The sequence below is a fragment of the Staphylococcus sp. GDY8P131P genome, assembly GCF_017891975.1.
Classification (GTDB): domain Bacteria; phylum Bacillota; class Bacilli; order Staphylococcales; family Staphylococcaceae; genus Staphylococcus; species Staphylococcus nepalensis.
Genome location: NZ_JAESKF010000020.1, coordinates 113,712 through 140,220, shown reverse-complemented (window position 1 = coordinate 140,220; position 26,509 = coordinate 113,712). Strand labels below are relative to the sequence as shown.

29 protein-coding genes and 2 pseudogenes are annotated in these 26,509 nt (G+C 31.4%); 9 read left to right on the top strand and 22 right to left on the bottom strand.

The features are described from left to right. Nucleotides 1-6: 6 nt before the first annotated feature. Nucleotides 7-174 carry a UTRA domain-containing protein gene (locus KA894_RS13420; RefSeq protein WP_369967516.1) on the bottom strand — a complete coding sequence of 56 codons (168 nt, stop codon included), beginning with the start codon at nt 172-174 and terminating at the stop codon, nt 7-9. A gap of 48 nt (nt 175-222) precedes the next feature. Here KA894_RS13420 and KA894_RS13415 point away from each other — a divergent pair. Further along, a pseudogene (locus KA894_RS13415) lies at nt 223-420 on the top strand (family 1 glycosylhydrolase); the annotation flags it as partial. Nucleotides 421-754: 334 nt separating this feature from the next. Here the strand turns inward: KA894_RS13415 and KA894_RS13410 are convergent. From KA894_RS13410 to KA894_RS13400, 3 genes are all read right to left on the bottom strand, one after another. After that, nucleotides 755-931, bottom strand: a complete 177-nt coding sequence (locus KA894_RS13410) for a hypothetical protein (protein ID WP_170006822.1) — start codon at nt 929-931, stop codon at nt 755-757. Nucleotides 932-1,011: 80 nt separating this feature from the next. Continuing rightward, entirely contained in the window at nt 1,012-1,485 is a 474-nt protein-coding gene (locus KA894_RS13405; RefSeq protein ID WP_096808514.1) for an SRPBCC family protein, read from the bottom strand. A gap of 15 nt (nt 1,486-1,500) precedes the next feature. Beyond that, nucleotides 1,501-2,088 (bottom strand): helix-hairpin-helix domain-containing protein, encoded by a 588-nt coding sequence (locus KA894_RS13400; protein WP_119488207.1) that lies wholly within the window; start codon nt 2,086-2,088, stop codon nt 1,501-1,503. 160 nt (nt 2,089-2,248) lie between these two features. Here KA894_RS13400 and KA894_RS13395 point away from each other — a divergent pair, with 160 nt between their 5' ends. Both KA894_RS13395 and KA894_RS13390 read left to right on the top strand, forming a co-directional pair. Then, the gene (locus tag KA894_RS13395; protein ID WP_103372697.1) at nt 2,249-2,587 is read left to right on the top strand and encodes a PadR family transcriptional regulator; all 339 of its coding nucleotides are present in this window, start codon (nt 2,249-2,251) and stop codon (nt 2,585-2,587) included. After that, nucleotides 2,577-3,356: a hypothetical protein gene (locus tag KA894_RS13390; protein ID WP_107644167.1), complete on the top strand. Its 780-nt coding sequence runs from the start codon at nt 2,577-2,579 to the stop codon at nt 3,354-3,356. Before KA894_RS13395 ends, KA894_RS13390 begins: the two co-directional genes overlap by 11 nt. A 140-nt stretch (nt 3,357-3,496) precedes the next feature. Here KA894_RS13390 and KA894_RS13385 read toward each other — a convergent pair whose 3' ends face one another. The 6 genes from KA894_RS13385 to KA894_RS13360 all read right to left on the bottom strand — a co-directional run bounded on the left by KA894_RS13385 (nt 3,497) and on the right by KA894_RS13360 (nt 9,560). Next, nucleotides 3,497-4,012, bottom strand: coding sequence for a YceI family protein (locus tag KA894_RS13385; protein ID WP_096808510.1), 516 nt, complete (start codon nt 4,010-4,012; stop codon nt 3,497-3,499). Nucleotides 4,013-4,193: 181 nt separating this feature from the next. Further along, complete coding sequence (gene adcA, locus KA894_RS13380; RefSeq protein ID WP_119488208.1) at nt 4,194-5,738, bottom strand: zinc ABC transporter substrate-binding lipoprotein AdcA; 1,545 nt, start codon at nt 5,736-5,738, stop codon at nt 4,194-4,196. Between the two features lie 323 nt (nt 5,739-6,061). Further along, a complete protein-coding gene (locus tag KA894_RS13375; protein WP_103372820.1) occupies nt 6,062-6,676 on the bottom strand; it encodes a DsbA family protein in 615 nt (204 codons plus the stop codon). A gap of 27 nt (nt 6,677-6,703) precedes the next feature. Then, nucleotides 6,704-7,075: a cystatin-like fold lipoprotein gene (locus tag KA894_RS13370; protein WP_103372821.1), complete on the bottom strand. Its 372-nt coding sequence runs from the start codon at nt 7,073-7,075 to the stop codon at nt 6,704-6,706. A 583-nt stretch (nt 7,076-7,658) separates the two neighbouring features. After that, the gene (locus tag KA894_RS13365; RefSeq protein ID WP_103372822.1) at nt 7,659-7,988 is read right to left on the bottom strand and encodes an ASCH domain-containing protein; all 330 of its coding nucleotides are present in this window, start codon (nt 7,986-7,988) and stop codon (nt 7,659-7,661) included. A gap of 126 nt (nt 7,989-8,114) precedes the next feature. Continuing rightward, a complete protein-coding gene (locus KA894_RS13360) occupies nt 8,115-9,560 on the bottom strand; it encodes an MDR family MFS transporter (RefSeq protein WP_096808506.1) in 1,446 nt (481 codons plus the stop codon). 222 nt (nt 9,561-9,782) lie between these two features. Here KA894_RS13360 and KA894_RS13355 point away from each other — a divergent pair, with 222 nt between their 5' ends. After that, nucleotides 9,783-9,887 carry a putative metal homeostasis protein gene (locus KA894_RS13355; protein ID WP_017722768.1) on the top strand — a complete coding sequence of 35 codons (105 nt, stop codon included), beginning with the start codon at nt 9,783-9,785 and terminating at the stop codon, nt 9,885-9,887. A gap of 187 nt (nt 9,888-10,074) precedes the next feature. Here the strand turns inward: KA894_RS13355 and KA894_RS13350 are convergent, their stop codons facing one another. Then, on the bottom strand, nt 10,075-10,761 hold the full coding sequence (locus KA894_RS13350) for a 2,3-diphosphoglycerate-dependent phosphoglycerate mutase (protein ID WP_096808505.1): 687 nt from the start codon (nt 10,759-10,761) through the stop codon (nt 10,075-10,077). A 370-nt stretch (nt 10,762-11,131) separates the two neighbouring features. Here KA894_RS13350 and KA894_RS13345 point away from each other — a divergent pair, with 370 nt between their 5' ends. Then, the gene (locus tag KA894_RS13345; protein ID WP_115341963.1) at nt 11,132-11,494 is read left to right on the top strand and encodes an aggregation-promoting factor C-terminal-like domain-containing protein; all 363 of its coding nucleotides are present in this window, start codon (nt 11,132-11,134) and stop codon (nt 11,492-11,494) included. 119 nt (nt 11,495-11,613) lie between these two features. Here KA894_RS13345 and KA894_RS13340 read toward each other — a convergent pair whose 3' ends face one another. Continuing rightward, on the bottom strand, nt 11,614-12,483 hold the full coding sequence (locus tag KA894_RS13340) for a cation diffusion facilitator family transporter (RefSeq protein ID WP_096808503.1): 870 nt from the start codon (nt 12,481-12,483) through the stop codon (nt 11,614-11,616). Nucleotides 12,484-12,790: 307 nt separating this feature from the next. Further along, nucleotides 12,791-13,171, bottom strand: coding sequence for a GtrA family protein (locus KA894_RS13335; RefSeq protein ID WP_103372825.1), 381 nt, complete (start codon nt 13,169-13,171; stop codon nt 12,791-12,793). Nucleotides 13,172-13,428: 257 nt separating this feature from the next. Between KA894_RS13335 and KA894_RS13330 the strand changes: the two genes are divergently transcribed. After that, nucleotides 13,429-14,634 (top strand): putative multidrug effflux MFS transporter TcaB, encoded by a 1,206-nt coding sequence (locus KA894_RS13330; RefSeq protein WP_096808501.1) that lies wholly within the window; start codon nt 13,429-13,431, stop codon nt 14,632-14,634. A gap of 122 nt (nt 14,635-14,756) precedes the next feature. Here the strand turns inward: KA894_RS13330 and KA894_RS13325 are convergent, their stop codons facing one another. Beyond that, the gene (locus KA894_RS13325; RefSeq protein WP_096823759.1) at nt 14,757-15,221 is read right to left on the bottom strand and encodes a GyrI-like domain-containing protein; all 465 of its coding nucleotides are present in this window, start codon (nt 15,219-15,221) and stop codon (nt 14,757-14,759) included. A 163-nt stretch (nt 15,222-15,384) separates the two neighbouring features. Between KA894_RS13325 and KA894_RS13320 the strand changes: the two genes are divergently transcribed. Further along, the gene (locus KA894_RS13320) at nt 15,385-15,993 is read left to right on the top strand and encodes a C39 family peptidase (protein WP_096808500.1); all 609 of its coding nucleotides are present in this window, start codon (nt 15,385-15,387) and stop codon (nt 15,991-15,993) included. 23 nt (nt 15,994-16,016) lie between these two features. Here KA894_RS13320 and KA894_RS13315 read toward each other — a convergent pair whose 3' ends face one another. After that, nucleotides 16,017-16,829: a metallophosphoesterase gene (locus KA894_RS13315; RefSeq protein ID WP_096808499.1), complete on the bottom strand. Its 813-nt coding sequence runs from the start codon at nt 16,827-16,829 to the stop codon at nt 16,017-16,019. A gap of 222 nt (nt 16,830-17,051) precedes the next feature. Here KA894_RS13315 and yidC point away from each other — a divergent pair. Together yidC and KA894_RS13305 are read left to right on the top strand one after the other, a co-directional pair. Further along, nucleotides 17,052-17,861: pseudogene (yidC, locus tag KA894_RS13310) on the top strand (membrane protein insertase YidC). Between the two features lie 125 nt (nt 17,862-17,986). Then, a complete protein-coding gene (locus tag KA894_RS13305) occupies nt 17,987-18,487 on the top strand; it encodes a GNAT family N-acetyltransferase (protein ID WP_096808498.1) in 501 nt (166 codons plus the stop codon). Nucleotides 18,488-18,708: 221 nt separating this feature from the next. Here the strand turns inward: KA894_RS13305 and pcp are convergent, their stop codons facing one another. From pcp to KA894_RS13270, 7 genes are all read right to left on the bottom strand, one after another. Continuing rightward, nucleotides 18,709-19,350 (bottom strand): pyroglutamyl-peptidase I, encoded by a 642-nt coding sequence (pcp, locus tag KA894_RS13300; RefSeq protein WP_119488158.1) that lies wholly within the window; start codon nt 19,348-19,350, stop codon nt 18,709-18,711. A 43-nt stretch (nt 19,351-19,393) separates the two neighbouring features. Then, nucleotides 19,394-20,320 carry a DUF979 domain-containing protein gene (locus KA894_RS13295; RefSeq protein WP_115341961.1) on the bottom strand — a complete coding sequence of 309 codons (927 nt, stop codon included), beginning with the start codon at nt 20,318-20,320 and terminating at the stop codon, nt 19,394-19,396. Then, nucleotides 20,313-21,017 (bottom strand): DUF969 domain-containing protein, encoded by a 705-nt coding sequence (locus KA894_RS13290; protein ID WP_119488157.1) that lies wholly within the window; start codon nt 21,015-21,017, stop codon nt 20,313-20,315. The genes KA894_RS13295 and KA894_RS13290 overlap by 8 nt, the downstream gene beginning before the upstream one ends. A 358-nt stretch (nt 21,018-21,375) precedes the next feature. Next, nucleotides 21,376-21,816, bottom strand: a complete 441-nt coding sequence (locus KA894_RS13285) for a DUF805 domain-containing protein (RefSeq protein ID WP_096808494.1) — start codon at nt 21,814-21,816, stop codon at nt 21,376-21,378. A 129-nt stretch (nt 21,817-21,945) separates the two neighbouring features. Then, nucleotides 21,946-23,550, bottom strand: a complete 1,605-nt coding sequence (locus tag KA894_RS13280; RefSeq protein ID WP_119488156.1) for a M20/M25/M40 family metallo-hydrolase — start codon at nt 23,548-23,550, stop codon at nt 21,946-21,948. A 229-nt stretch (nt 23,551-23,779) separates the two neighbouring features. Then, nucleotides 23,780-25,171, bottom strand: a complete 1,392-nt coding sequence (locus KA894_RS13275; RefSeq protein ID WP_103372829.1) for an MFS transporter — start codon at nt 25,169-25,171, stop codon at nt 23,780-23,782. 566 nt (nt 25,172-25,737) lie between these two features. After that, nucleotides 25,738-26,499, bottom strand: a complete 762-nt coding sequence (locus tag KA894_RS13270; RefSeq protein ID WP_103372830.1) for an alpha/beta hydrolase — start codon at nt 26,497-26,499, stop codon at nt 25,738-25,740. Nucleotides 26,500-26,509 lie beyond the last annotated feature (10 nt).

Here is a 26,509-nt window from a genome sequence, read left to right as displayed (position 1 = left end):
AAACACTTATTTTTGAGATGGTATATAGAAATGCGCATGCTTATAATGATATAGAAGATGTGAACAATCAAATGGTACGCCAGTCGTAGTATAAAATACTTGTTCATACCTTAAGCAAGGATCCCCGTCATTTAGTGTTAATATTTTAGCCTCTCCATTATCTAATTTATCCACCGTAAAATAAATATCTGAAAAACCAACGGCTGCCGTAGATGAAGATGGGTTGATTTAATGGGCTATACGCCGTGGGGTATCATTGATATCGTTTCATTTACTACAGGCGAAATGAAAAAACGCTATGGCCTAATTTATGTAGATAGAAATAACTTGGGTAATGGCACCTTAGAGCGAAGAAAAAAAGATTCATTTAATTGGTACCAAAATGTAATTAATACAAATGTCGAATCACTATTTTATTAATATAAAATGTAAAGCTAGCTCGCTTATTAGTTCGTAGGTTTAACCAATTAAATGAATGAATCAGGATATGTAGAAATCAGAAAAATAATAGCTTAACAAGTTTGAAAATTTTATAAAAACAAATAAACGTCAATTTCTATTGAAAAAATATAGAAATTGACGTTTATGTTTTAGTCAGAGGTATTTATCTTTCAACCTCATTTAAGATGATATCGGCAATAGATAACTAGAGTGAGCATAAACTTTAACCAAATTTTTCATTCCTTACCATGGTTGCCTGAATAAAATCATAAATGCTTGTTAACTAACGAAACTTTTTATTCTAGTTTTCTTATTATTTTTTTAATTTTGTCAGTGTGTGTAGGCCATAGGCAAAAATACCATAACCTGCTAAAGTACGTAAAAACCATTTGAATGTGCTGCTACGTAAACTTTTTTCATTTAACAAAACAGCTGGTACAAGCGTACTAACAGCATACAACCCCAAAACTTTTAAATAACGTTTATACAATACACTCACCTCATTTCACTTTTATTATAACTAAAAGTGACGATGTGTGAGCACTCTAATTTTTACATATCTTTGACTTTTTACATATTTTTTAAAAGTGATTCTAAATTATCAAACGTGCTATTCATACCATCTTCTACGCCCATATCTAATAATTGCCGTGCTGATTTTGGATGAGGTAGTTCAGCTGTAGAAATAATACGTGTAATCGTGTCATCTTTTTGTTCTATTTGAATGATATTATGCATACCAGCCATATTTTTATCAATATGACCTTCCTTGTCAGCAAAGTAATCGTAATAATCAATCAAATTCGGTTCTTTTACTTCATTATATTTTGTTAATGTATAACTGGCGCCTTGATTAGTATATATTGCAAAAAAGGCTTGTCCTCCTTTTTTAATATTGAATTCAAATACTTCAGTTGTTGCATTTTGTGGGTGAAACCACTGTTCAAATAAAGCACGTTCTGTATAAGCTTGAAAAATTTGTTCTGCTGTTGCTTCAAAATCTCTTTTGAAAATAATTTTATTTTCGTTCACTTCTATTCCCATTTAATATACTCCTTCTTATGATTCGTTCATAATGACGTAAGACGTAACGATTTTTATTTTTGCATTTTTACTGTGACTCTCAAATTCAATAAAATCTGCAAAGTAAATTTTCATACCATTAACATTTGTCTGAATACCGTGCATTGCCCCGAATTTTCCGTGTGTTAAATGATGTGTAACTTCAATTTTTTTAATTTCTGTGCTGTGTGCTTCTATTTCATTATAAAATTCATCTAAGCTTTTTAATTCAAATGCGCCTGGTACCTTCCAAATGAAATTAGAAACCACAATTTGTGATAACTTTGTTTTATCGGCTAATGCAGAAGCTAGTAGAAAGTCTAACATTATTCGACGTTTTGGCTCATTATCACACGCCACATCTCCAACCAATTCAAACGGTATTTCAGATAATTTTTCATTTTTAAATGATAGTCCTTGTTCTTTTAAGGCTTTGTCCAATCTATCTATCGCTTTTGGTCCTACGCCATGAATATCTAAAATAGACGTTCGGTCATATTCTGCTACTTTTTCTAAAGTCATAACACCAATAGATTGCAATGCATTTGTAGCTGGACGTCCAATTTTAGGTAGCTCTGTTGCCATCATTAGCCTCCTCTCTTAGTCATTATATACCCCGTTAAATCTATTTTAGTTATGTGGTATATTTGTTATTAAATTATCAACTACCTTTTATTATAAGATAGTTGACAAGTTTTAAAATCCATACTATCTTTTATCATAAGATAGTGAAAAGAGGGATGTCATGTCAATTTCAAATCAAATGATGAAAGGTTTGTTAGATGGTGCAATTTTAGCGCTCATCTCTCAAGGAGAAACTTACGGATATGAAATTTTGGATAAATTGGAATCTCAACAATTTCCTGAAATCAGCGACGGCAGTATTTATCCTGTGCTATTAAGGTTAAGTAAAAAAGGCTATGTGATTTCTATTTCAAAAAAATCAGATTCGGGCGGGCCAAAGCGTAAATACTATAGCATCACGGAAGAAGGTAAAATGGAATTAGCTAACTTTAAATACAAGTGGAACGATTTAAATAATGGTATGAACAATTTAATGTGGAGGGTTAACAATGTTGAGTAAAAAAGCGGAAGATTTTTTATTAAAGTTGAGAATTGAGTTATTATTTCGTGGAAAAAATGAAGACGAAGTAAATTCAATTGAAGAAGAATTACGTGACCATATTACACTTGCAGAAGAAAACAACGATAATATCGAGGATCTATTAAACACACCCATTAAATCATATGCAGATAAATTTGCAAAAAATTTAAATATGACTCAAGGATTATTTAAATATATTTTATATTTCATATCTTTTATGTTTATCATGACAGCGATACCTAGAATGTTAGATCATTCATTTCAATTAACGATTGCTTTAATTTGTTACTTCGTTCTTATCTTTTTGGGATCATTTATCTTTATTTTATGCTTTGTCAAAAAATCAATTATGCGCTGGGGTGACAGTAAAATAACTTATGCTATTATTGGAATTTCATCTTCAGCTATTTTTGGTTTATATCTATTAAGTGAATATTTATTACGAAACTATCCACTTTATATAATTTGGTCACCTAATCAAACAACTAATTTCACCCTTGGGTTAATCCTTTTACTAATAACAATGGTGACTTGCTTTATTTTAAAACAAAAGTTTTACGCAGGTCTTATTCTATTATTATGCATCCCCAATCTGATTGGCACACTATTTACAGGCGGTGACTTTACAAACAAAAACTATGTCATGATTTCTTCAATCGCCTTAATTATCATATCTTGGATTTTTATCATTTATATAATGATTAAATATTATCGTGAAAAACGGTCAACCGATACAAACGGGCCCTAAAAACAAGCGTGATATCAACGACTAACATTGTAAAATAGATTTTATTGTTCTACTGCAACTATCTATAATGAGTATGATAATTAAAGGCCGAAGGGCACCATTATGCCCACCGGCCTCACTGCTATATTTAAATAACTATATTAGTCTTCTAATGCAAATTCAAGACTTACTTGGAAATGCACATCTTTGCCAATCATAACGCCACCAGTTTCAAGTGCTTGGTTAAATGTGATACCGAATTTTTCACGGTTAATAGTACCATTAGCAACAAAACCAGCAGTTGTTGCGCCATTCATAGGGTTTTTACTTTGTCCTTCATATGATAATTCAAAAGTTTCTTCTTCTGTAACATCTTTAATTGTTAAATTACCAGTAACAGATTGTTCTTCGACTTTTGTAACTTCAAATTTAATTTCAGGATAATTCTCAGCATCTAAGAAATCACCACTTCTCAAGTGATTATCACGATCACCTACACGTGTATCAATTGAATCTGCTTTAATCGTAAGCTCGCCTTTGATTGAATTTAAATCATTTAAATCACCTTCAAGTGATGCATTAAAATCATTAAATCTACCTTTGATATTTGAAATCACTAAATGCTTAACTGAAAATTCTACTACTGAATGCGCTGGATCAAAATTAAATTTTGTCATAATAAATTCATACCTCCAAATTTGTAACTTTTATTAATACATTAATTATACCAAGTATATTAAATATATCAATAAAAAAGCTCACATTTGTATTGCTTTATAATCATTCCCTTATAACAAAATTTTATTCATCCTCATTTTTAAAATGTATAATTTTAAAATAGACCAATATGTTAACAGCTTAATGTGCTAACATTTCTTCTTTTATTTCTTCTTCATTTAATTTTTGTGGGTAATATGTTGGCCAATTATCCAATTCTTTTAAAACTTTTTGTTTATCATTTCCCATAAAAATATGGAAATGAGCTGATTTTTTAGGTGCTATATTATGATCGCTAAATTGAACAAATTTTGGCAATGCTTTATTATCATCTGTTAATTTAAATGTATATCGTACGCCTCTATTACCTTTTTCATATTTCAATATATCCTTGCCATCATATACGTAATGGCCCGTCATTCTTTTGCCATCTTTTTCAAAAGTAATCGTATCTTTTGTGATGTCTATGTTATTTATATCTGTTTTATAACCTTTTTCGTAATATGTTTTATATTCTTTTTCATCCATTTTATCATCATTAGCAGCTTTATGTTTCATCACTTCATCTAATGTACCATCCTGTAAGTATGGATATACGGATTGCCATTGTCCCTGAAAGTCTGTTAGTTTTCTATCTTTTACTTGATTATCTTTAAAATACCCATCAGCAATAGCTTTATCATGTTTATTATGTGAATGTTTTTCCTCAGTTTTAATATTGTCGCTTAATGCCATATCAATATGTTTAATATTTTTATCCATTAAATTTTGATAGGTTAACTTTTCATCTTTCAATTCTTCTTTAGATAATGATTCCATGTTATTAAATTTTAATGGCTTAGCTTTAGTTTCTTTGCGAATCGTATCAGTAACTTTATTAGAAACATTTGCTTCATATAAGATATATTTAGCTCCTGAGTTATTAATCTCTTTAACAATATTTGTCAATGCTTTTTGAGATGGATCTTCGGCATTCATATTTTGCACGCCTTTTTGTACAAAACCATATCTTTGTGACAGGTATCCCATTGATTCATGGGAGATATACACAGTATTCCCTTGTTTATCTTTAGTGATGTCTTTCATTTTGTTATCTATCGTATCTAAATCATTTTTTAATTTCTTATAATTTTCTTCATAATATGATTGATGATCTGGATCTTTTTTAATTAATTCATCTTTAATTTCTTTTGCAAACACCTTATTAAAATGAGGGTCTAACCAAATATGTGGATCGTACCCGCCGTGATGATGTCCTTCATGATGCTCGTGTCCCTCATGTCCTCCATGATCCTCGTCATGTTGGTCTGTTAATAATTCAGATTTATCGATTTTATTTTCTAGTGATAATTTTATGTCATCGTCTTTTATCGTTGAAGCTACTTTTTTAGCAACAGGGTCTAAATCATCACCTGTATATAAAAACATATCCCCTTTACTTACATTCATTATTTCTTTTTGGGTTGGCTCATAACTATGTAAATCTGTACCGGGCGGATAAATCGATTTCACCGAAACATATTTGCCACCAATCTGATCAGCAAATGATTTCAGCGGAAATACTGTAGTATTTATTTCTATTTTCCCATCGTCTTCTTTATCACTATTCGATTTAGACACATCACACGCTGTCGCGATCATCGATAATATAATGATAATAGACATTAAATATATTGATTTTTTCATTTCTTCTCCTCCTTAAATAGTAACTGTTACGATTTAAAATTATAACCCTACCTTTATGAAAGTGCAATAGTTATTCTGAAATTATTTCGTAATTATTACGATTTATTTTAAAATGCTTTGTTAACGTCTTTTCTATAGTACGCCTAGTTAATATAGAATTAAAAAAAGCTGGAACACTTTAGTGTTCCAGCTTCAAAACGCATTGAATAATAAATAACTATTTTGAGTATACGTTTATATTAAATTTACCAATACAGACCTTTTATGACACATTAAAAAGAAACCTTACTAACAAAATAGAGCTAGTTATTACGTTATTCTATTCATTCGTTTGCTTCTAATATTTCTTTGTAATTTTTATATTTATATGGATCTTCTACCTTTTCACCAGCGATATATACAGTTGGCGCCGTTTTAATGTGATTGTCTTTATATTGCTTTTGGTCTTTCTCAGCAGCTTTCCAAGATTTACTATTTTTGGTTTTATAATCTTTTTTAATTTCTTCTTTTTTAAGAGTAGAAATATTTAATTGATCTATTTGTTGATCAACGAGTTTTTCAGTAATCCATTCTTTTTCTGAATCTGGTTGTTGATTAAACATCCGTTTTTGGTAATCTAAATAATGCTCAGGGGCAATTTGTTTTACAGCATGCCCTGCTCTAGCACCTTTAATTGAATCTTTTCCTAAAAAGGCCATATTAACAAATTGATAATCTACTTTATTAGTATCTATATATTCTTTTTTTAATTTAGGCATAATATTTTGTTCTACCTTTTTACAATACGGGCATTTAAAATCTCCATACTCAATGATTTTAATTTTACCGTTTTCACCATATTTATCATCTTTATGTACATGTTCGTCGTCGTCATTTGAACAGGCTGAAACCAATAATAATACTGTTATCAATAACAAACTTAACCATCGTTTTTTCATTATTTAACGTGCACCTTCTTCTTTATATTATGATTCCTCTAAGTCCATATTTTCTTCTTTATAGTCTGGCTCATGCTTTTGAGTATAACCTTTAGTGTTAAAATTTTCTAAGTAATGCGCTTTATCATCTTTTATCTTATACGTATAATAATGAATTTCGTCATCATCTTTTAAAGGTTTATAAGCGATGATTACATATTTGCCATTCTCGTAAACATATATATTTGAATCTTTTTTTTCGTATGTGGATTCGACATCGCCTTTTTGTTTATCTGCTAAAACTTTTTGATATTGTGCTTGTTGTTTTACTGCTTGATCAATTGCTTCAGCGTATTTCCCGCTGCTACATCCAACCATCATTATTATTGAAATAATAGTCACCGTCATAACTTTTTTCATATTCCCACTCCTAGTACAAAACCTACTTATATCGTATTATTTATCCATACTGTTTATCATACAATGAAATCACGGTATGTACTAGAACAATACTAATTATTTTCAGCTTAATTACTTTGTGTTTAAAAATTTGACTCATGTAATCATCTCTATACTGAATAAGTAAAACATAGATAACAATTATTAAGAAATTGGTATATAATCTATATATTTCAATGGCTAGATACCATTGCTAACAGCATATAAAAGAAGCTGATACATACATAATGTGTCAGCCTTAAATATCATATTGGCAGTAGATGTTTGGAATAAAAGTGCACTTATATCAAGCTTTTAAAACACCGCTTCTAAAGTACTAATTCTAAAGTGCTACTTCTTCATTTATGAAGCTTAGTAGCACTTATGCATGAGCCAAATCTCTTGTATGCTTTTTTCTCATCATTCTTGGTGAGGCTACGAAATCATTTTATAAAATATAATTTCTGTCCCACTTTCTCTATAAAATCTAATTTCCATTAATTTAAAAAAATGTCAACGCGTACACCTTATATATAAATAAAACAAGGTGCATCCTTCGTTTTCATCAAACTACTTCCACTCTAATAGCTAATGCACCATAATGAAGTTCATCAGTTTGAGAATAAATTTGGTATATAGCAGCTATTTTTTGAGACAATTGATCTTCTGATTTAGCTCCTATTTCTTTATTAGAATATTGCTTCAGTAAAGATTGAAACGAAGTAAATACTACCGTTTCTATAACTATGACTTTTAGCGTTTCTTTACTTTCTAAATTTTCAAATATGATACAATCGCCACTTTTAATGTCTTGCCTTTTCTCATCATTCAATCTAATTTCAATCGTTTTTATGCCATTTTTCATTAATTGAAAGGGTTCGTTGTTTAAGTGCATCGAGTGTTCTATAGTATATACGCTCCATTCTTCATAAGCATTAGGTTGATATCAAATTATCATATTATTAATACGCTTTACAAGTTTCTACAAAAATAGAAACAAAATATAACTGTGTTTAGATTATTAATTTTTGTCCTCTTCTAATCTAATTTGTCGTTTGCTTTTCAACATAAACACACTAATCAAACTCAAGATGGATATAATGACTGCAAACCAAAATGCGCCATGATAACCACTTAATAACGCTTGATGTTGGACCTCTGCTGCCATTTCCTTTTGGCCCATATCCTTAAAATCAGACATATCTGGCGTATAGTTCTTAGCAACTTGGCTCATAATCGTTATTAGACCTGCTGTACCAATAGAAGCTGAAATCTGTTGTACAGTATTGGTCATTGAAGAGCCATGTGCATTCATCTCTGGTGAAAGTTGGTTCATAGTATGTGTCATCAGTGGCATTAACCCAAGCGCTATACCAATCATACGAATTGCATACACAGTTGCTAATAATGCTGATGATGTCTGTTCATCCATTATTACAAAATAAGACGTTGTAATTACTACGATAAACATACCAATAAATGCCAATAATTTAGCACCGTATTTTTCATATAACAAACCAGAAATCACTGACATAATACCCATAACAATGGCTCCTGGTAATAATATTAAACCTGACTGAAGTGCAGAATCATTCATAATATTCTGTACAAACATTGGCAATACTGTTTCAGAACCAATCATTGAAATCATAGTGAAGGCCATAATAATAATACCTATCGCAAATTGGCTATCTTTAAATACTGAAAAATCAAGTAATGGATTGTCTAAACGCGTTTGACGCAAGATAAAGAGGGCCACTAAAATAATGCCACCTATTACAGTTGTTAATACAACAGGATCATTCCATCCATCACGTGAAATTGAACTTGTACCATAGAGTAAACCGCCAAATCCTATAACTGATAAGATAATGGAGAAAACATCAATAGGTGTCTTACGATTCGTTCCAACATTTTTCACGAATTTAAGTGCACCAATAAATGTAAGTGCCGCAATCGGTGCTACTACATGGAACAATGAACGCCAGTTAAAATATTCTACAAGGTAGCCTGATAGCGTTGGGCCAATAGCTGGCGCTAAACCTATAACCAAACCAAATGTCCCCATATATTTACCTCTTTCATGCGGTTCAAATATATCTAAAATGGTCGTCATCATCAAAGGCATCATAATTCCGGAACCAAGCGCTTGAACAATTCTTGCACTTAATAAAATAGTAAAGTTTGGGCTAAATCCTGCAATGATTGTTCCTATAAAAAATATAAATATTGCAGTTAAAAATACCTTTCTTGTTGAAAATCTTTGGATAATCATCGCTGACAATGGAATAACAACACCGTTCGTTAATAGAAAAGCTGTTGTAAGCCATTGTACTTGCGTATAATCTATTTTAAAATCTCTCATTATACTAGGTAATGCTGTTGTTAATAGCGTTTCGTTTAATAACCCAAAAAAACCACCACACAACATCATCAAAATCATTATAATTTTTGTTTTCTTATCCATTTTCTTACTCCTATATTTTAAAAATTTATCAACTTATGTTAGTCGCATTTCTGCATTATACCTATTTTATATGTATTTAGCATTAAAAAAACTTGAAATTTTTGGTTTAATTTGATGCTGTTTAAGTTAAAAAATAGATGCACCTTTGCAAATCGTAATAATTACTATTTACTTTTTTGATTTTATCTTGCATAATAACTTTAGATAAAGGAGGAACTTATTATGAAATTAGATTTACAAACAGCACGTCGTAATCTCAACAGTCCAAATATCAAAACAAGAAAACGTGCCCGTAAAATTATCCAGCAACATAAGCGAAATAAATAAAAAGAGCGAAATTTCAAAACCAAAAACAATTACCTTTGATTTCGTCATTCCGCTTCTCAATGGTGACTTGATTTCTAAAACACATAAAAATAGGTGTATTGAGAAATCAGTCACTTATTATACCGTTTAAGTTACTATATTAATGCGATACTTAAACTTTATTTTAAAAATAGATATCTTATGATAATTATAAATAGTACTTATCGATTACTTTTAAGTCATCTGTAAGTTCATAAATCAATGGTGCACCCGTTTTAATTTCATACCCTACTATATCTTCATCGGAAACGTCTTCTATATATTTAATTAACGCTCGCAGTGAATTACCATGGGCAGAAACTAAGACAGTCTTACCATCTAATAATTGTTGTGATATTTGATCATTCCAATAAGGTATAACTCTAACGAGCGTATCTTTTAAACTTTCAGATTCTGGCATCACTCTTCTATCTAAGTGTTCATATTTTCGATCATTTAAATAGTCATTTCTTTGTTGTTCACTTTGATTAGGTGGCGCTACATCATATGAACGTCTCCACGTATGCACTTGTTCTTCTCCAAATTTTTCTCTTGCTTTATCTTTATTCAAACCTTGTAACCCACCATAGTGACGCTCATTTAGTCTCCAAGTTTTAACGATAGGGATAAATAATTGATGAGATTCATCTAATAGATGATAGGTTGTTTTAATAGCACGTTGTAATAATGAAGTAAATACAACATCAATTGCGATACCTTGGTCTTTTATTTTTTTACCTGAAGTTATTGCTTCGGTTCTCCCTTGCTCAGATAAATCAACATCTGCCCAACCTGTAAAGAGATTCTCTGCATTCCACACGCTTTGACCGTGTCTACATAAAATTAACTTTGGCATACTATTCCTTCTTTCCATTAATTAAAATGATATTACTTACTACATTTACAAAACCGTTACAATCAATCATATTAAAAAAAGCTTAAAAATATTTATATGACGCTTATTTCTATTTAAATCGTCACTCTATATATTAAAATTATAACAATTTACACTGTATTTTGAAATAATTGTATTCTTTTATTCATAAATGACATTTTATTTTTATTTAACTGTAACCTATAGCCTATCTAATGATGTTATAGTTGAAATCGTTGAATAAGAAACAACATATTAATAAAACAAGATGTCATTTTTTTAACACAAAAAATCAATAATTAAACAAAGTATAATTCATTCAAACAAAAAATTAATAGGAGGATTTTTCTCAATGAAAAAATTATTATTAGCTTCTTTTGCATCAATTACTATCGCTACAACTGGAGTTGGCCTAAACTCAAACGCATCTATAGCTGATGCTGCAGAAACAACACAAGCAAACAATGGTGTTTATAGTGAATTTATTGCTGCAGGCGGTACAAAAGCATTATGGGATCATATTGTAATGCCAGAATCAAGCGGTAATCCGGATGCCGTAAATGAATTAGGCTACAGAGGTTTAGGACAAACTAAAGAAGCTTGGGGTACTGGTTCAGTAACAGAGCAAACTAAAGGGATGATTCAATATGCTGAAGACCGTTATGGCTCAATCGATGCAGCAATTGAATTTCGCGTTGCAAACGGCTGGTGGTAAAAACATAAATAGTGAATTTACCCCTCATTATATATTTTTTTTGCTAAAAAAAAGCGATGTAAGTGTCTATCATATTAGATGCTTACATCGCTTTTTATATAAAATTTTAGTTATTTATTCTACTGAATTGATCTGGGTTCTGGGTGAACATAAACTGAAGATATACCCTTACTATGCATATGTTGTTCTACTTTATCGCAAATTTGATGCGCTTCTTCTAGGGATATATTAGATTCAACCACAATGGTCACATCTACAAAGATACTACTTCCATGATAACGGCCTTTAATATTTTGAACATCTATCACTTCTTCAATTTCTAATACATAATTTCGATAAGCCTCTAACTCTTGCTCATTAAAACCATCACTTAATGTAAAGATAGACTCTTTGAAAATACCAAAACCTGTATATATAATAAGTAAACCTAAAATAATAGCTAATATCGTATCAAAAATAGGAAAACCAAATTGCGTGAACACTAAACCAATTGCTGTCCCTATACTCACTAACGCATCTGATAAATTATCTTTAGCTGCAGAATTCAATGAGCTACTTTTTGTATGATTAGCAATGCTTTGGTTAATGTAAAATACAGCCAGCATAATCAAACCACTAATGACACTGACGTAAATGTTTATAATATTAGGCGTTTCATGCTCGTCAGTCAATAACTCTGGGGCATTTTCTATAATAACCTGAATACCGACAAACATTATAATAAACGAAACAAGTAATGATGAAATATTTTCAGATTTCAAATGACCATATGGATGGTTTTTATCTGCAGGTTTAATAGAGATTTTTAAACCGATAATCACTGCTAATGACACAATAATATCCGTCATATTATTTAAACTATCTGCTTTAACAGCCGCTGAATTATATAAATAGCCTACTATAAATTTAATGATTGATAATATGACATAAACGGTTAAACTTAAAAACGCTCCTTTTTGAGCTGTTTTCAATTTTTCATTTTGACTCATCTTTATTTCCACCTTCAACATTATTGAATACTCATTATGACTTATCACCAGCATATTTACAACAATTTTTATTCAAAAATTATTTAATATAAAAACACTAATTATTTTTTTAGCCTTTCCTAATATTAATTATAATATTGAGTGAGAATAAAAAATAAGCGGAGCCGAAATCAATTGTTCTAAATAGATCTCATTACCCCGCCGGCCGTTTTAATATTTAAATGTCGTTACCATTGTACCTTATCTTTTATTGCATCTATGAAGCCTTCCATTGTTCGCATACTGTTTAGATTCTATACGTCCTTTATTAGTCTCTTAAAATATATTTAGAGAGTAAAAATGTAACTGGTATTGTGATAACCAACCCTGCAAAAGGGGCTATAACTGATGAAATGCTAAACCATTGAACAAAAATATATAATAATAAAGTTTGCATCCCCATATTGACCACTTGCGTTAATGGAAATTTCAAAAATTTCCTCCACGTTGGCGTTACTTTATAAACAAAGTAACAATTTAAATAATATGAAATAATAAAACTGATGATAAAGCCGCTTATATGACTAACTAAATAATTCAAGTCTAGTAATTTCAATAAACAAAGATAAACGATATAATAATTAAAAGTGTTCATGCCACCTACAATTACAAATTTAATAACTTCATAGTGCGTTTTAGTTAAATTCATTATTTTACTCCTTAGTAAATTCCAAATTATTTCGGATGATTACTATCAAAATATAAAATTACATGTATTATCTAGTATCATACTTTACCATAAAAATGTATGTCGTGTGTGATATAAACCATCCACTTACCATATAACCAATCCACGTCTCTCATCATATTAGGCTCATCATGAACTTAAATTCAAAACAATAGTTACAAAATGACTTAACATGTTTATAATAAGGGATTAGAGACAATTTCAAAGGAGTTTCAAACATGGACAAAATTTCAAATCGTCAATTACCAACCATGGTCATTATTGTGTTGGGTATAATGACTACGTTTGGACCTTTAACTATAGATATGTATGTACCTTCATTACCAAATGTGCAAAGTGATTTTAATACTTCTGTATCGCAGGTTCAACTCACTTTATCATTTGCGATGATTGGACTCGCTATCGGTCAATTTATCTTCGGTCCCCTATCTGACGCATATGGACGTAAAAAAATGGCTTTAATCATTATTTCAATCTATGCCATTGCCTCATTATTTGCCGTTTTTACAACCTCTATGAGCCTTTTACTTCTATTGCGACTATTTCAAGGCTTAACTGGGGGAGGCGCTATTGTTATCGCTAAAGCGACAATGGGCGACCAACATGAAGGTAAGGCTTTAGCTAAAGGACTTGCCTCTTTACTTGTGATCAATGGCATTATTACAATTATTGCTCCAATTATAGGTGGCTATGCATTAACCATATCCAATTGGAAAGCCATATTTTTAATTTTAACTGTAGTGAGTATCATCATATTGATATTATCAATGTTGCATTTAGAAGAAACACATAAAACAAATCTCTCTAAATTGAATTTTAGTGCTATCTTTAAAGACTTCGGTGCCTTATTTAAAAAACCTGCATTTATTATTCCAATGGTTTTACAAGGCTTAACATACGTCATGTTATTTAGCTTTTCAGCTGCAGGACCGTTTATTACACAGAAAATTTACGACATGACTCCTCAACAATTCAGCTATTTATTTGCATTTAACGGCGTTGGGCTAATCATTATGAGTCAACTTACAGCAAAATTGGTTGCATATATGAATAGATATCTATTGTTAATTATTTTGACAACAATTCAAATAGTGGGCGTCATACTAATCATTGTAACTTTAACACTTCATCTACCATTGTGGGTGTTAATTATTGCATTCTTTTTAAACGTGTGTCCTGTAACAGGCATAGGGCCTTTAAGTTTTGCCCTAGCGATGGAATCACGAACGGGCGGTAGTGGTAATGCCTCAAGCCTTTTAGGTTTATTCCAGTTTATACTTGGCGGCATAATGTCACCACTTGTTGGTTTACAAGGCGAATACAGTGTTTTACCATATATCACTATTTTAGTTATAACTGCTATACTCATTATTTGTTTAGAAATTGTCTTTAAATCTATTTTATTTAATAAACAATTAAAATAGATATCTTATTTTAATCATTTAAATGAAAGAACAGGGCGAACAATTTTTAGAAAATGTGTTCTTTACCCTGTTCTTTTTTATATCTCTTGATTGAATTTTATCTACTCTATTAACATCATTTGTTACAAAATAGGCAACCAAATTTCTGTAACATATGCTTCTGAATTTACATCACCTGATTTATATAATTCAAAAAAAGGTGCGTTTCTCAATTCATAATCTAAAGTATGTAAGATATCTCTGTTAATGGTTTGCATCGCTCGTTTTATTGACTCTGGAACCGGTCCTTTTGCGTCAAAGACAAGGTACCTTCCTTCAGCTAAATCAACTTGTTGCCAATTATTCTGCGCTTCCTCATTCGTTACACCGATTAAATAATGCATCTCTCCATTGGCCTTGGGTGTAAAGACGCCTAACAAGCCGTCTAAATGACGATTGCTTTGAAGTTTTAACTGATCTTTATGGCCTGCTGCTTCGAATTCCATCCAGAATTTAAAAATATTTTCTTGTGCTTTTTGCCCAGTTATATATTCTTTTTGAACACCTATAACTGACGTTTTTGATATTGTTTCTATTCTATATTTCATCTCTTCCAACCCCTTTTGGTTATTATAACTAAATTTATAAAATAATTTCTAATATTAACAATATGCTAAGCAACTTTATAGGCGCTTCACGGCAATAGATATATAATAAAAATATTAACTAGAGTTAATTGTTACTCATAAATTGAAACAGGAGTCACTCATTATGAACAAAAAAATATTAGCAGTTAAACCAATCAGTCAACTATTTCCAATCCCAATGATTATGGGATGTGAAGGTATCGCATGCGCAATGATATTACAATTCAACAATCATAATGTGCTCGCCTCCCATATTATGAAACATTGGCCTAAACATGATAATAATCCGTACAAAGGTTATGTAGGCCATCATTTATGGGTTAAACGCGGCTACCACCAAACAATCTTTCCAAATGCTTTAGTTCCATATTTACAAAAATATGATGCGCGTATGATTGACAGTACGGGTCAATCACTTAAAACATTATGTGACACGCTTGATCATGGCCAACCTGTTATCATTTATCACACTGTTTTAGGCCGTAAACCATTTAAACGCACTTTTAAATTTGACAATCAATCTCAGAAATTAGTCTCTAATATTCATGTCACAGTACTTATTGGTTATGATAAACATCATTATTATTATATCGATCCATTATGGTCAAGATTAAAAAAATCAATTATATTCCCTGCTATTTTTCCAAATAAATACCAAATTATTAAAATTAAAAAAGAAAAACTAGAAGCAAGTTACAACACACCTGGTCGCATGAGCCTACATTTTCAATAAAAGTAATTAAAACAAAACACCCATTAATCAATCACAATTTGATGCATAGCCTGATCAATCTCTTGCTCTATATCAGACGTACGCCACTCTCGTTGATACCCTAAACAAGGGCAAATATACGTCACGCCATTTTCTTCAAATGTATTTCTAAAATGAACATGGCCCATAATACTGTACTTGATATCATAACTTGTATAAATACTATTAAAATCTGATGTACCTATAAATGCATTAAAATAATCGAATATCCTATGTGGCATAGGGACAGCAAATTTAGGATGTGTAACAATATGGGTCATTAATATAATTTTTTTGTGTTTTACTTTTTCAATATCTTTAATTGTTTGTTTAGCAGCTATAGCTGATAATTTTCTATCTTCCATTGGCCAATCTATTTTCACTTTATCTTGCCAAGTAGCACCATAATACTTTCTTCGTGCAAGCCGTTCCAATGAAAATTTAGAATTGGCATACGTATAATCATACCAACCTGTATTACCAACAATGGCCCATTCATCATTGACAACATAGGGTTGATCAATTAAACAATTATCCATTTTAATATAAGTATCTAAAATTTCAGATGATGTAATCCCAGTTTCTGCTGACCAAAAATCATGATTCCCCGGGATAAATAACACTTTTATTTGCGCGTTTATTTCAATATTTTCTATAAATTGTTTCGTTCGTTGATAATGATTTGACACATCTCCGGCAATCAATAGTAATTCAATTTGTCGTTTTTGTATGATACGAACTAAAGCTGCTTGATAGTCTTTCGGTGTTAATTGATTATGTCTATCTACATGTAAATCAGAAATGACCCCTATTTGCATAATTATCACATTCCTTATTTATTGTAACAATTTCATTATGACATAACTCCAGTTTATTCATTAAATATTTCGTTTTTCTCTCAATCTTAACAATTTGCATTTTATATAAAATATATTTCTTTTTCTAAAAACACCCTTAAAGCTACTTTGGAAACGATTAAAAATTACATACAATTGTGTTAAAGTTAAGTTTATTACATTGCAGATTGGAAGGTATTTTTTATGAATAGAAAATGGACAGCCTTAATGGGTCTGTCTTTATGTTTAACTGCTTGTGGTTATTCAAATCAAGAAGAGAACCATCGTTTATTATATTTTTGTTAGATCTCTTGATACACTTTTGCATGGGCTAGGTCATTTGTTTGTTAATAACTATGGTATAGTCATCATTGCTATTGTTCTGATTATCCGACTATTTTTAATGCCCTTTATGTTAATCCAAGTTAAAAATATGCATCTGATGAGAGAAAAAACAAAAATAGTTCAACCACAGGTAGATGTTATCAAACAACATTTAAATGAGGCACAAACACAAGAAGACAAACGCGAAGCTAACAAAAAACTTATCACTACTTACAAGCAATATGGTATCAATCCATTGAAAGGCCTCATTGGTTGCTTACCTATTTTAACCCAATTCCCAATATTATTTGGTCTTATTATTACACTAAAGTTCCCTAGTAATGGTGGTATTGACCGTTTTCCATATTTTTTATGGTTCGATTTAACGAAACCTAATTTATGGATGTCATTCATCGCAGCACTTATTTATTTTGTTCAACCTCTCGTGAATACAATACATTATCCTAAAGACCAAAGAAAAACTCACTATATATTAATGGTGCTCTCTCCCATTTTCATTACGTACATTTCATTACATTCTGCTGCTGCACTAGGTTTGTATTGGTCATTTAGCGGGTTGTTTTTAATTTTACAATGCACTTTGCGCATACATATTATAGTAGATTAGTCAAAAAAGAAGCGGTTCAATTACAACAACAAATGCATAAAACAAGGCTTAAAATAACTTAGTAAGTATAGCAATATGTTCCCGTTATATATTTTTTAATGAATATCATTTTGTATTTAAAAAATTTCTTTTATAAACTTTTGATGCTATAATAAATTCAATTTGGTAGACAAAGGGGGAGTTTTGTATGGAATTTACTATAAGACCCTTAACAGAAACAGATAAGCGTGGTAAAGCAATTGTTCACTATGAAAGTTGGCTAGAAACCTACAATCACCTTTCCAAAAATAATTACTTAGAAAATCTTGATAAAGAACAATTTATTAAACAGTCTTTTTTACACAATGTGCCAACCTTAGTTGCGATTGTCGACAATGAAGTCGTAGGGTTTATATCTTACGGTAAAACACAGTCCTCTTCTTCTTCGGATGACTGGAGTGAAATATTTGCGCTGTATTTACTAGAAGAGTATCAACGTCATATGATTGGCTATGCGCTTACACAACGCGCGTTAGAGTTGTCTTATCCTGATAATGTAACACTATGGGTAGTCGAAGAGAATGAAAATGCTATTCATTTTTATGAGCAAATTGGATTTAAGGTAACTGATGATAAGAAACCGACTTACTTTGGAAAAACTTATAACGAAATTCGTATGGACTATATAAGAACAGAACATGATCATTAAACTATTTTAAAAAACAAAACATAAAAAAATACAAGCGCTAGTGCGCTTGTATTTTTCTGTCTCACGCCTTTTCCTTTTTCTAAATCATGTCTTAACTTCTATTAAATTAATTTTGGATATATTTTTCTCTCAAATAAGAACTTGTAAATAACATTAAATTAAATCGTTATCTAGATGGATTTTACTGCTATTCTATTACATTAACTGATTAGAAAGTATACTTAATGTGTTTCTCCTAGAGCGACTTTGATATCTTCATCTGATTCAATAATGGATTCAAGCGCAGCTTTCAATCCTTTTGCGATAGTTTGAATGGACATAGAAGGTTGTCCTGGTTTGTCTGTAACTTGTTCTGGAATAAAAGGGACATGAATAAAACCAAATTTAATATTTGGAAACTGAGTTGCTTGTAAAAACCCCAATTGATATAAAATATGATTACATACAAACGTACCTGCTGTATTAGATAATCTTGCTGGTACACCCGCTGTTTTAATTGCCTCTGTCATACGTTTTACTGGTAAATTAGAAAAATATGCAGCGTCACCTGATGATTGTATCATCTCATCTATAGGCTGATTGCCTTCATTATCAGGTATACGTGCATCATCTATATTGATACCTATGCGTTCTGGTGTTAATTCAAATCGACCACCAGCTTGCCCTATAGCTAAGACAATATCAAAATGGGTTGCTTTAAGTTTATTTTCTATGGTTACTTTACTTTTGTTAAAAACTGTCGGGATTTCTAATTTTTCTATCGTATGACCTTGTATCTCGTATGGTAATAAGTTAACCGCTTCTAATGCTGGATTGATTGTATCTCCTCCAAAAGGGTCAAAACCTGTTACTAAAATTTTCATCATTTGAAATCTCCTTTCATTGTTTAAATATTCATCAAATTACTTAAAAAGCCCAAATGTACATCAATCCTATATGAATCAAAATCAATATAAACGCAACAGGCGCCTGGGCTTTAATAACACCAAATTCTTGTTTCATTTCTAATAGTGCGACTGGCAATGTATTAAAATTAGCAGCCATCGGTGTTAATAACGTTCCACAAAATCCACCTGTCATTGCTAGTGCACCTGCAATAACTGGATCCCCACCTTGCGCAATAACAAAAGGAACACCAATACTTGCTGTGATAACTGTAAAAGCAGCAAATGCATTCCCCATCAACATTGTAAAAAGTACCATACCAATCACATAGGCCGCAGCACCTATTAAATGATTTCCCTCGGGCAAAAATGAGGATATCCCTTTGGAAATGACATCACCAACGCCGCTAACGGTAAATAGCACACCTAACGCTGCCAAAAATTGTGGCAATATCCCTACTGTACCAATTTGCTGTGTTAGTCTATCACTATCATACAATACATACTTTCCATTTGGTTTTATGACTATATAAGCAGCAATGAGTCCTAATATAGAAGACACTCCTAGTCCGATAGCTCCGCCTAATGGTGTCCAGTTTGAAACAATAACCGCAGCGACTGCCAGCACTATAGCTGGTATAAATAATTTATTTCCATATTTTTTCGAACCTTTATCTCCTTGTGTATCATTTACATCTACAATGTTTTTAATAACGACTTGTTTACATAGCGTTAATGCCCCCATAACTAAAATAAATATGCCATTAACAACATTGGGTATATATGGACCGCCAATAAATAAGATGGCTAATAAAATCCAAAATAATGCTGTACCATATTTCTTTTTATTTGAGGTGGCTTTTAGTACACGATAAGCGGTATAAAGTAATTGTAAGCCAATCAATATGTAAAAAATTTCTAAAATCTGATTTAATGTTTGATCACTCATGTGGTTTCACCTGCTTGTTGCCATACTTTTTATCTAAATATTTATCAAACCTTACATTATTAATCCATACAATCATAAAAACGATAACAGCAATGGGTAATGATGCTAGAACAAGGTCTATAGCATTTACTTTTATATTTAATGATTGAAATGTTCCCACCATTAAGAGTACGCCAGCCGCACCAACAAACAAATTTTGTCCAAAGAAATTACCATAATTTTCCATAGCAGAAGTTTGAGCTTTAATTTTTTCAATATCTTCTGGTTCTACTTCATTTTCTTGCAAATTATAACGTGTTCTTAAAGCCCCTTGCACCATTGGGTTAATTAGTGGACGAACAAATTGCGGATGCCCACCAATACGTATTGAAGCGACACCTGCAATCTCTCTTATCAATAAGTATATTGTCATTAAACGACCACTCGTCACTTTATTTACTTTGCCTATCATATTCGAAGCTTGCTTCTTTAAGCCAAATCGCTCAATTAAACCGACCATAGGTAGTGTTAAGATAAAAAGTGTTACTAAACGATTATCAACAAATGCTTTACCTAATGTTTCAAGAATTGCGTGTATATCCAATCCAGATACAATTCCTGTTATCACCGCGGCTATTAAAATAACAGCGATTGTATCAATTTTAAATAAAAATCCTAATACGATAATTAAAATACCTAATAATTTTAGCCATTCCATTTTCTGTCCTCCTTTTTTCTTTATATTAAAGGTTTCATTTTTTCAATACAATGAATTTTCTGATAATATTCAGTTGAAAATTTTTAATCTTTAACAAATAATATAAAAATAGACGAAATAGAACCCCTATTGATTAAAAGGTTTCCTTATTCCGTCTATACGTCCATACATGGATGGCTATAAAAATAAGTCTCATAAGTTAGTTTCATCCATTAGTTATTCATTAGATACGGCGCTTTAAAAGTAGTGCTTTTTAAGCTAGGCGTCAATTCATTTTTGTTTCGGTCAACTATCTTTAATCTCATATTCATTCGGAATGGTTCACAGATGCACATTTATTTAAGTGTTTGGAAACACATTACAACCATTTTAGTTCTGATTCACCAACGTGACGTGATGGTAGTAAAGTTTCAACAATTAATATAATTGTACAAAGCCACGCAATCACATTAAGTATCACAGCGATGCTATTGATTTGAATTATATCAAATAAAATATTCACCACGATAGTTATACCAATAAGCAAAATAGCAGTACTTCTTTTTCTACCGGCGTCGTAAAATCGCCGTAACGTGACTGCAAACATAGGCACAATCATCGCTAATACAAAAACGCCTACGATAGCGGATATGATTGCTGCAACCGTAAACACCCCTGTAACAAAGCAAATAATGCCTATGATAGCTACAATAAATACCAAAATGATATGAATCAATACTGGTGTCCAGAACTCTAATCTATTTGATTTACCTTGAAAATCTATATATTTTTTCCAAAAATCTTTATAGGCTTCTACCATATTTGACACTCCATTTTCCGTTTAAAATTAACCCTAAAAACCAATATTTAAATTTATACTTCATAATATATCGTAATAGCTTATCCACTAACAAGTAGAATTATACTTAAACAGTAAATATGATAATCTTTATGATTCAATATATGATTTAATAACAGTTTCTAATATAACTGGTAATTCTACAAATGCACTTTGTTTATGCAAACGTTCACTTAATTGATGCGCATCTTTACCGATGGGACCCAGCATTAATGTAGGTGCGCTAATCATTTTGATGGCTTCAAAAGGAATTGAATACGTTTGATTAAAATTGGGCGCATTCTGAGCATATAATGTCATATCATCCATATCAGTTTCAAACTTCAAATAACTGGCGTCACTTATACCATTAAAATAATGTACACGTTCACTATTACGTTGGAATTGATTTTTCAGTGTGTTTTGGACTAAATGAATCGTTGATTCTATACCCTCGTCATACGAAGTATTAACCGCAGGGTAGTATGGTGAAGCAAAAAATGTTACAACAGCAGGCGCAATATTTTTACATAATTGCATCAATTTATCTACGACATTAACGCTTTGTAAATGTAACTCACTTGTTTCTTTGATTGTCTGGTTTATAACTTGATTTATATGATCCACACCATATCGTTTGATTGCATACTGCTTAAGTTGCTCATAAGTCAGAACGTTTATTTTCGTATCAAATTGATAATTTTCTTCTTCTAATATAGAAAGCCATTCTGATTCACAACGTTCTACAGCCGTAATCACAGTATTAATAAAAGCGCTATAGATATCTTTCGGAGTCTTTTTGAATAAAAATATATTAAATAATCCCATGGTTTTAAAAGGTGTTTGAACATCATATGTATCTTTGAGGTCTCTCGTCATCAATGTAACAGGCAAAGGCGTTGATTCATTTTCAAAGCACTCTTTTAATTGGGTATTATATTCCAGTGCTTGCGTAATGTAACTCATCATAAAGCTAGAACTCAATCCTTCAAGTGGTTGGCCTACGTGTGTTTCTTTACCATAACAAAGCACACCAGGCATTATTTTTCCAATTGACCCTGAATATATGTAATGTTGGTCATCAATAGATGCTTGTTGAAACGTAGGCTCACTGTTTAAATGTAATTGAATATCCAAATGATATTCAGTTTTTAATGCCGCGAGTTTTTCTACTGCTTTTCTCATACCGGAAGAGTGTACTTCCTCATCTGGCACTGTTACTAATATAAGGTTAATATCCCACGCTTCCACTGAAGCTAACTCAATTAATGACAGGTGCAACATCAAACCTGCTTTCATATCCATTGTTCCGCGTCCAAATAAATAATCTCCACTGATTAAATCATTTACAGCATCTTCATCTAGATAGCCTTTATTTTGTTGAAAATAATAAGCTAATTTATCAGGGTCACAAGCGATATCCTTTGAAAAACCAAATTCGGATACCCCTACTGTATCATAATGACTTACTAGAACGATTGTTTTACCTGTCCGTGTACCATGATAAAAAGCGATGAGTGCTTCTTTATCATCTTCAGTCAACACTTTTTGTATATGGTCAGAGTTTTTTTGAAAATAATTAAGTTGTGACAATAATTGGTGCACTAAACTAGGAAAAGTTTTTTCACCTTGGGTATTCGTAACCGTTGGATGTTTTACAAGCCGTTTTAATAAAGCGAGTCGCTCTTTTTCATTTTGCCATAGTGTATTTTTCAAATTTACCCCTCCTATGTAAACGTTCACTAAATTATAATATGTATCTTAGATGATAACCAATATTTTCATTAAAATATACAATTAACTTAGTTTTACCGCACAAAATTATATTACTACCTCCTTAAATCAATAATATGCATTTAAAAATGCACCCTCAAAGTCAAATTGTCCATCCAACTTTTGGGGTGCATCATCTTTTCTGCTCAATTTACGAGCTAGCTTATTATATTTAATTATTAAATTGGCGTTTCGGTACTAGCAACCACACAGCAATAAACGCAATAATTGCAAGTGTAGCATTAAACCATAAACCATACATGGCGCCCACATGAATATTTTGCTTCGCTGTCATCATACTAAATATGGTACCTGAAATAGCTACACCAAATGAATTACCTAGCGATGACGCCATCTTATAAACGCCGGACGCTACACCAACTTTGTCTTCTGGTGCTGTGGTGACAGCTGTATCTGTTGAAGGTGTTGCGTACATCCCTAAACCGATACCGTATATTAAATAACCCAGCACACAACTAACAACATAAACTGTTGTCGGTAAAAATGTTAATGAAATTAAGATAATACCTATAGCGTTCAGCCCTGCCCCTATAAGCATCGGTTTTTTGGGACCGATTGCTTGTAGAACTTTTTCACCAACGCGAATCATAACTAAAACTGCTACTAAATAAGTGATTGTCATTACACCTGATTGAAAAGATGTGAAATGCAAACCTGATTGAAAATACGTATTTGCAACAATTAATGTACCTGCTACAGCGTTCAATAAAAAGTTAGAGACTGTAGCACCACTATACGCTTTATGTTTAAACAACTTGAAATCGATTAATGGGTTTTTAATTTTACTTTCAAATAATATAAATACAATAATTGAAATGATGAATATCACAATTAACATCAAAATAAACGGTGAAAAGAAACCATAATTTGAAGATTGTGTAATAATTAGATTGACACTCAGCATTGCAACTATCAGTATAATTAATCCTACGATGTCAAATTTGGCACGTTTGGATAGCTCAGTTTGAACTGCTTTCGTTTCCGGCGCATGTTTCATTAAATACATAGATAATAATGCTACGATTATAGATATTATAAATATAGAACGCCAGCCTACAAATGTAGCCATAATACCACCAAAGAATGAGCAGATACCTGTACCGCCCCATGAACCTATAGACCAGTAACTTAACGCACGTTGGCGCCTTCTACCAATATAATATTCATTGATAATTGCCAATGTTGAAGGCATAATACAAGCTGCTGATAATCCTTGTATGGCTCTCCCAATAACGAGTAATGGAATGAATCCAGGTATAATAATAAGTAAAGAACCTAATATACTTAAAAATAAACCTATGTAAGTCATTTTAACTCTGCCATACCTATCAGCAAGTCCACCTGTACCAACGACAAATAGACCACATAATAATGCTGTTAAACTTACAGCTACATTAATTGTTCCATAGTTCGTATCAAAAGATGATTGCAGTGCGGGAACAATATTAACGAGTGATTGAGCAAACAACCAAAATGTGATCACACTTAAAAAAATACCTAGAAGAAGCCGATTATCTCCTTCAAACGGTCGTTCTGTTTCCATATATTTTTTGCCTCCTAATCCCCCATGAAACAAGCAGTAATTATTATCAGTGGCTTTGACTATCAAACCACAAAAACATTTTTCTCCCTTTTAAAATAATTACTATAATATAGATATGACTTTTTACTTATCAAAAAAACAAATGATTTTTCAAAAGTCAATATATCCAAAATAACACTAAGTGGTTAATATTGCTAAAAAACAGTGCATATAGTGTATAAATATACCTAGAAAGAAATTTAACATTTATATAAACTATCTTATTTATGAGTTACCGTGACCAAATATTTTATCTCATTAGCACAATACCTCTACTTTGATCATTCAATATATAAATCTGTATTATATGTTTACCATTATCAGAAAATTCAAATAATATATCTTTATATCCTTGTATTTCGATAATAATTATAGTACTGTGCATTTAATCAAAATATAGCATCCCGTATTAAATGACATTAGAGCTACATTAAAATAACCCATTTCACATAAAAGAAGACAATTTCCCAGTAATTTGGAAAATTGTCTTCTTTTTATTTTAGAATTAAAAAGATAACACTTTATGATTATGCTTCAACGAACCATTGAATCGCACGTTTAATCGCATAATCCCAATAAGCATAATCATGTGCGCCTGGTCCATCTTCAAATAAGTATGACACTTGTTTTTCGTCTAAATAATTAATAAATTTCTTATTATCTTCATATAATTCATCTTCTGTGCCACACATAATCAATAATTCTGGTATCGCTTTATGTTGTTGCATAGCTTGTTCAACTAAATAATATGGGTCTAGTTCATTGCCCTTTGCATTTTTAGATATGCCAGCGATTGCTTCTCCTGAGTAATCGTACCATTTATAATCCATAAATGCCTGAGCATCAAATACAGCAGATAATGGGCAAGCTTTTGCAAATCGATGGCCCTCAGCTAAAGCATATTTAATTGTTCCATAGCCACCCATAGAATGACCTGCAATAAAATTATCCTCTCTTTTATGAGATAATGGCAAGATTTGATGTACATAATCAAACACTTCTAATATATAATCATAATATTTATGGCCAAATACCATATTGCTATAACCGCTATGGTCTGCATTAGGCATAATAACTGCAAGTTGATGTTCATTCGCATAGCGTTCAATACTGGTGTAGCGCATATAGGACGTTTCATCACTTGATAAACCATGTAATAATAATAAAGTTTTTAAGGGTTTAGGCTGTGCTTCTTTGTTAAAATAACTTGCATCTTCTGGTAAAACCACCATAAAATGATGATGCATGCCTATTGTTTTTGAATTATAATTAATCGATAATATTGCCAACTGTTTCACG

Excerpts from the sequence above, each read along its gene's own strand:
- KA894_RS13405 (WP_096808514.1), bottom strand. The coding sequence starts at position 1,485 with ATGGGAATAGAAGTGAACGAAAATAAAATTATTTTCAAAAGAGATTTT.
- KA894_RS13400 (WP_119488207.1), bottom strand. The coding sequence starts at position 2,088 with ATGGCAACAGAGCTACCTAAAATTGGACGTCCAGCTACAAATGCATTG.
- KA894_RS13395 (WP_103372697.1), top strand. The coding sequence starts at position 2,249 with ATGTCAATTTCAAATCAAATGATGAAAGGTTTGTTAGATGGTGCAATT.
- KA894_RS13390 (WP_107644167.1), top strand. The coding sequence starts at position 2,577 with ATGTTGAGTAAAAAAGCGGAAGATTTTTTATTAAAGTTGAGAATTGAG.
- KA894_RS13385 (WP_096808510.1), bottom strand. The coding sequence starts at position 4,012 with ATGACAAAATTTAATTTTGATCCAGCGCATTCAGTAGTAGAATTTTCA.
- adcA (WP_119488208.1), bottom strand. The coding sequence starts at position 5,738 with ATGAAAAAATCAATATATTTAATGTCTATTATCATTATATTATCGATG.
- KA894_RS13375 (WP_103372820.1), bottom strand. The coding sequence starts at position 6,676 with ATGAAAAAACGATGGTTAAGTTTGTTATTGATAACAGTATTATTATTG.
- KA894_RS13370 (WP_103372821.1), bottom strand. The coding sequence starts at position 7,075 with ATGAAAAAAGTTATGACGGTGACTATTATTTCAATAATAATGATGGTT.
- KA894_RS13365 (WP_103372822.1), bottom strand. The coding sequence starts at position 7,988 with ATGCACTTAAACAACGAACCCTTTCAATTAATGAAAAATGGCATAAAA.
- KA894_RS13360 (WP_096808506.1), bottom strand. The coding sequence starts at position 9,560 with ATGGATAAGAAAACAAAAATTATAATGATTTTGATGATGTTGTGTGGT.
- KA894_RS13355 (WP_017722768.1), top strand. The coding sequence starts at position 9,783 with ATGAAATTAGATTTACAAACAGCACGTCGTAATCTCAACAGTCCAAAT.
- KA894_RS13350 (WP_096808505.1), bottom strand. The coding sequence starts at position 10,761 with ATGCCAAAGTTAATTTTATGTAGACACGGTCAAAGCGTGTGGAATGCA.
- KA894_RS13345 (WP_115341963.1), top strand. The coding sequence starts at position 11,132 with ATGAAAAAATTATTATTAGCTTCTTTTGCATCAATTACTATCGCTACA.
- KA894_RS13340 (WP_096808503.1), bottom strand. The coding sequence starts at position 12,483 with ATGAGTCAAAATGAAAAATTGAAAACAGCTCAAAAAGGAGCGTTTTTA.
- KA894_RS13335 (WP_103372825.1), bottom strand. The coding sequence starts at position 13,171 with ATGAATTTAACTAAAACGCACTATGAAGTTATTAAATTTGTAATTGTA.
- KA894_RS13330 (WP_096808501.1), top strand. The coding sequence starts at position 13,429 with ATGGACAAAATTTCAAATCGTCAATTACCAACCATGGTCATTATTGTG.
- KA894_RS13325 (WP_096823759.1), bottom strand. The coding sequence starts at position 15,221 with ATGAAATATAGAATAGAAACAATATCAAAAACGTCAGTTATAGGTGTT.
- KA894_RS13320 (WP_096808500.1), top strand. The coding sequence starts at position 15,385 with ATGAACAAAAAAATATTAGCAGTTAAACCAATCAGTCAACTATTTCCA.
- KA894_RS13315 (WP_096808499.1), bottom strand. The coding sequence starts at position 16,829 with ATGCAAATAGGGGTCATTTCTGATTTACATGTAGATAGACATAATCAA.
- KA894_RS13305 (WP_096808498.1), top strand. The coding sequence starts at position 17,987 with ATGGAATTTACTATAAGACCCTTAACAGAAACAGATAAGCGTGGTAAA.
- pcp (WP_119488158.1), bottom strand. The coding sequence starts at position 19,350 with ATGAAAATTTTAGTAACAGGTTTTGACCCTTTTGGAGGAGATACAATC.
- KA894_RS13295 (WP_115341961.1), bottom strand. The coding sequence starts at position 20,320 with ATGAGTGATCAAACATTAAATCAGATTTTAGAAATTTTTTACATATTG.
- KA894_RS13290 (WP_119488157.1), bottom strand. The coding sequence starts at position 21,017 with ATGGAATGGCTAAAATTATTAGGTATTTTAATTATCGTATTAGGATTT.
- KA894_RS13285 (WP_096808494.1), bottom strand. The coding sequence starts at position 21,816 with ATGGTAGAAGCCTATAAAGATTTTTGGAAAAAATATATAGATTTTCAA.
- KA894_RS13275 (WP_103372829.1), bottom strand. The coding sequence starts at position 25,171 with ATGGAAACAGAACGACCGTTTGAAGGAGATAATCGGCTTCTTCTAGGT.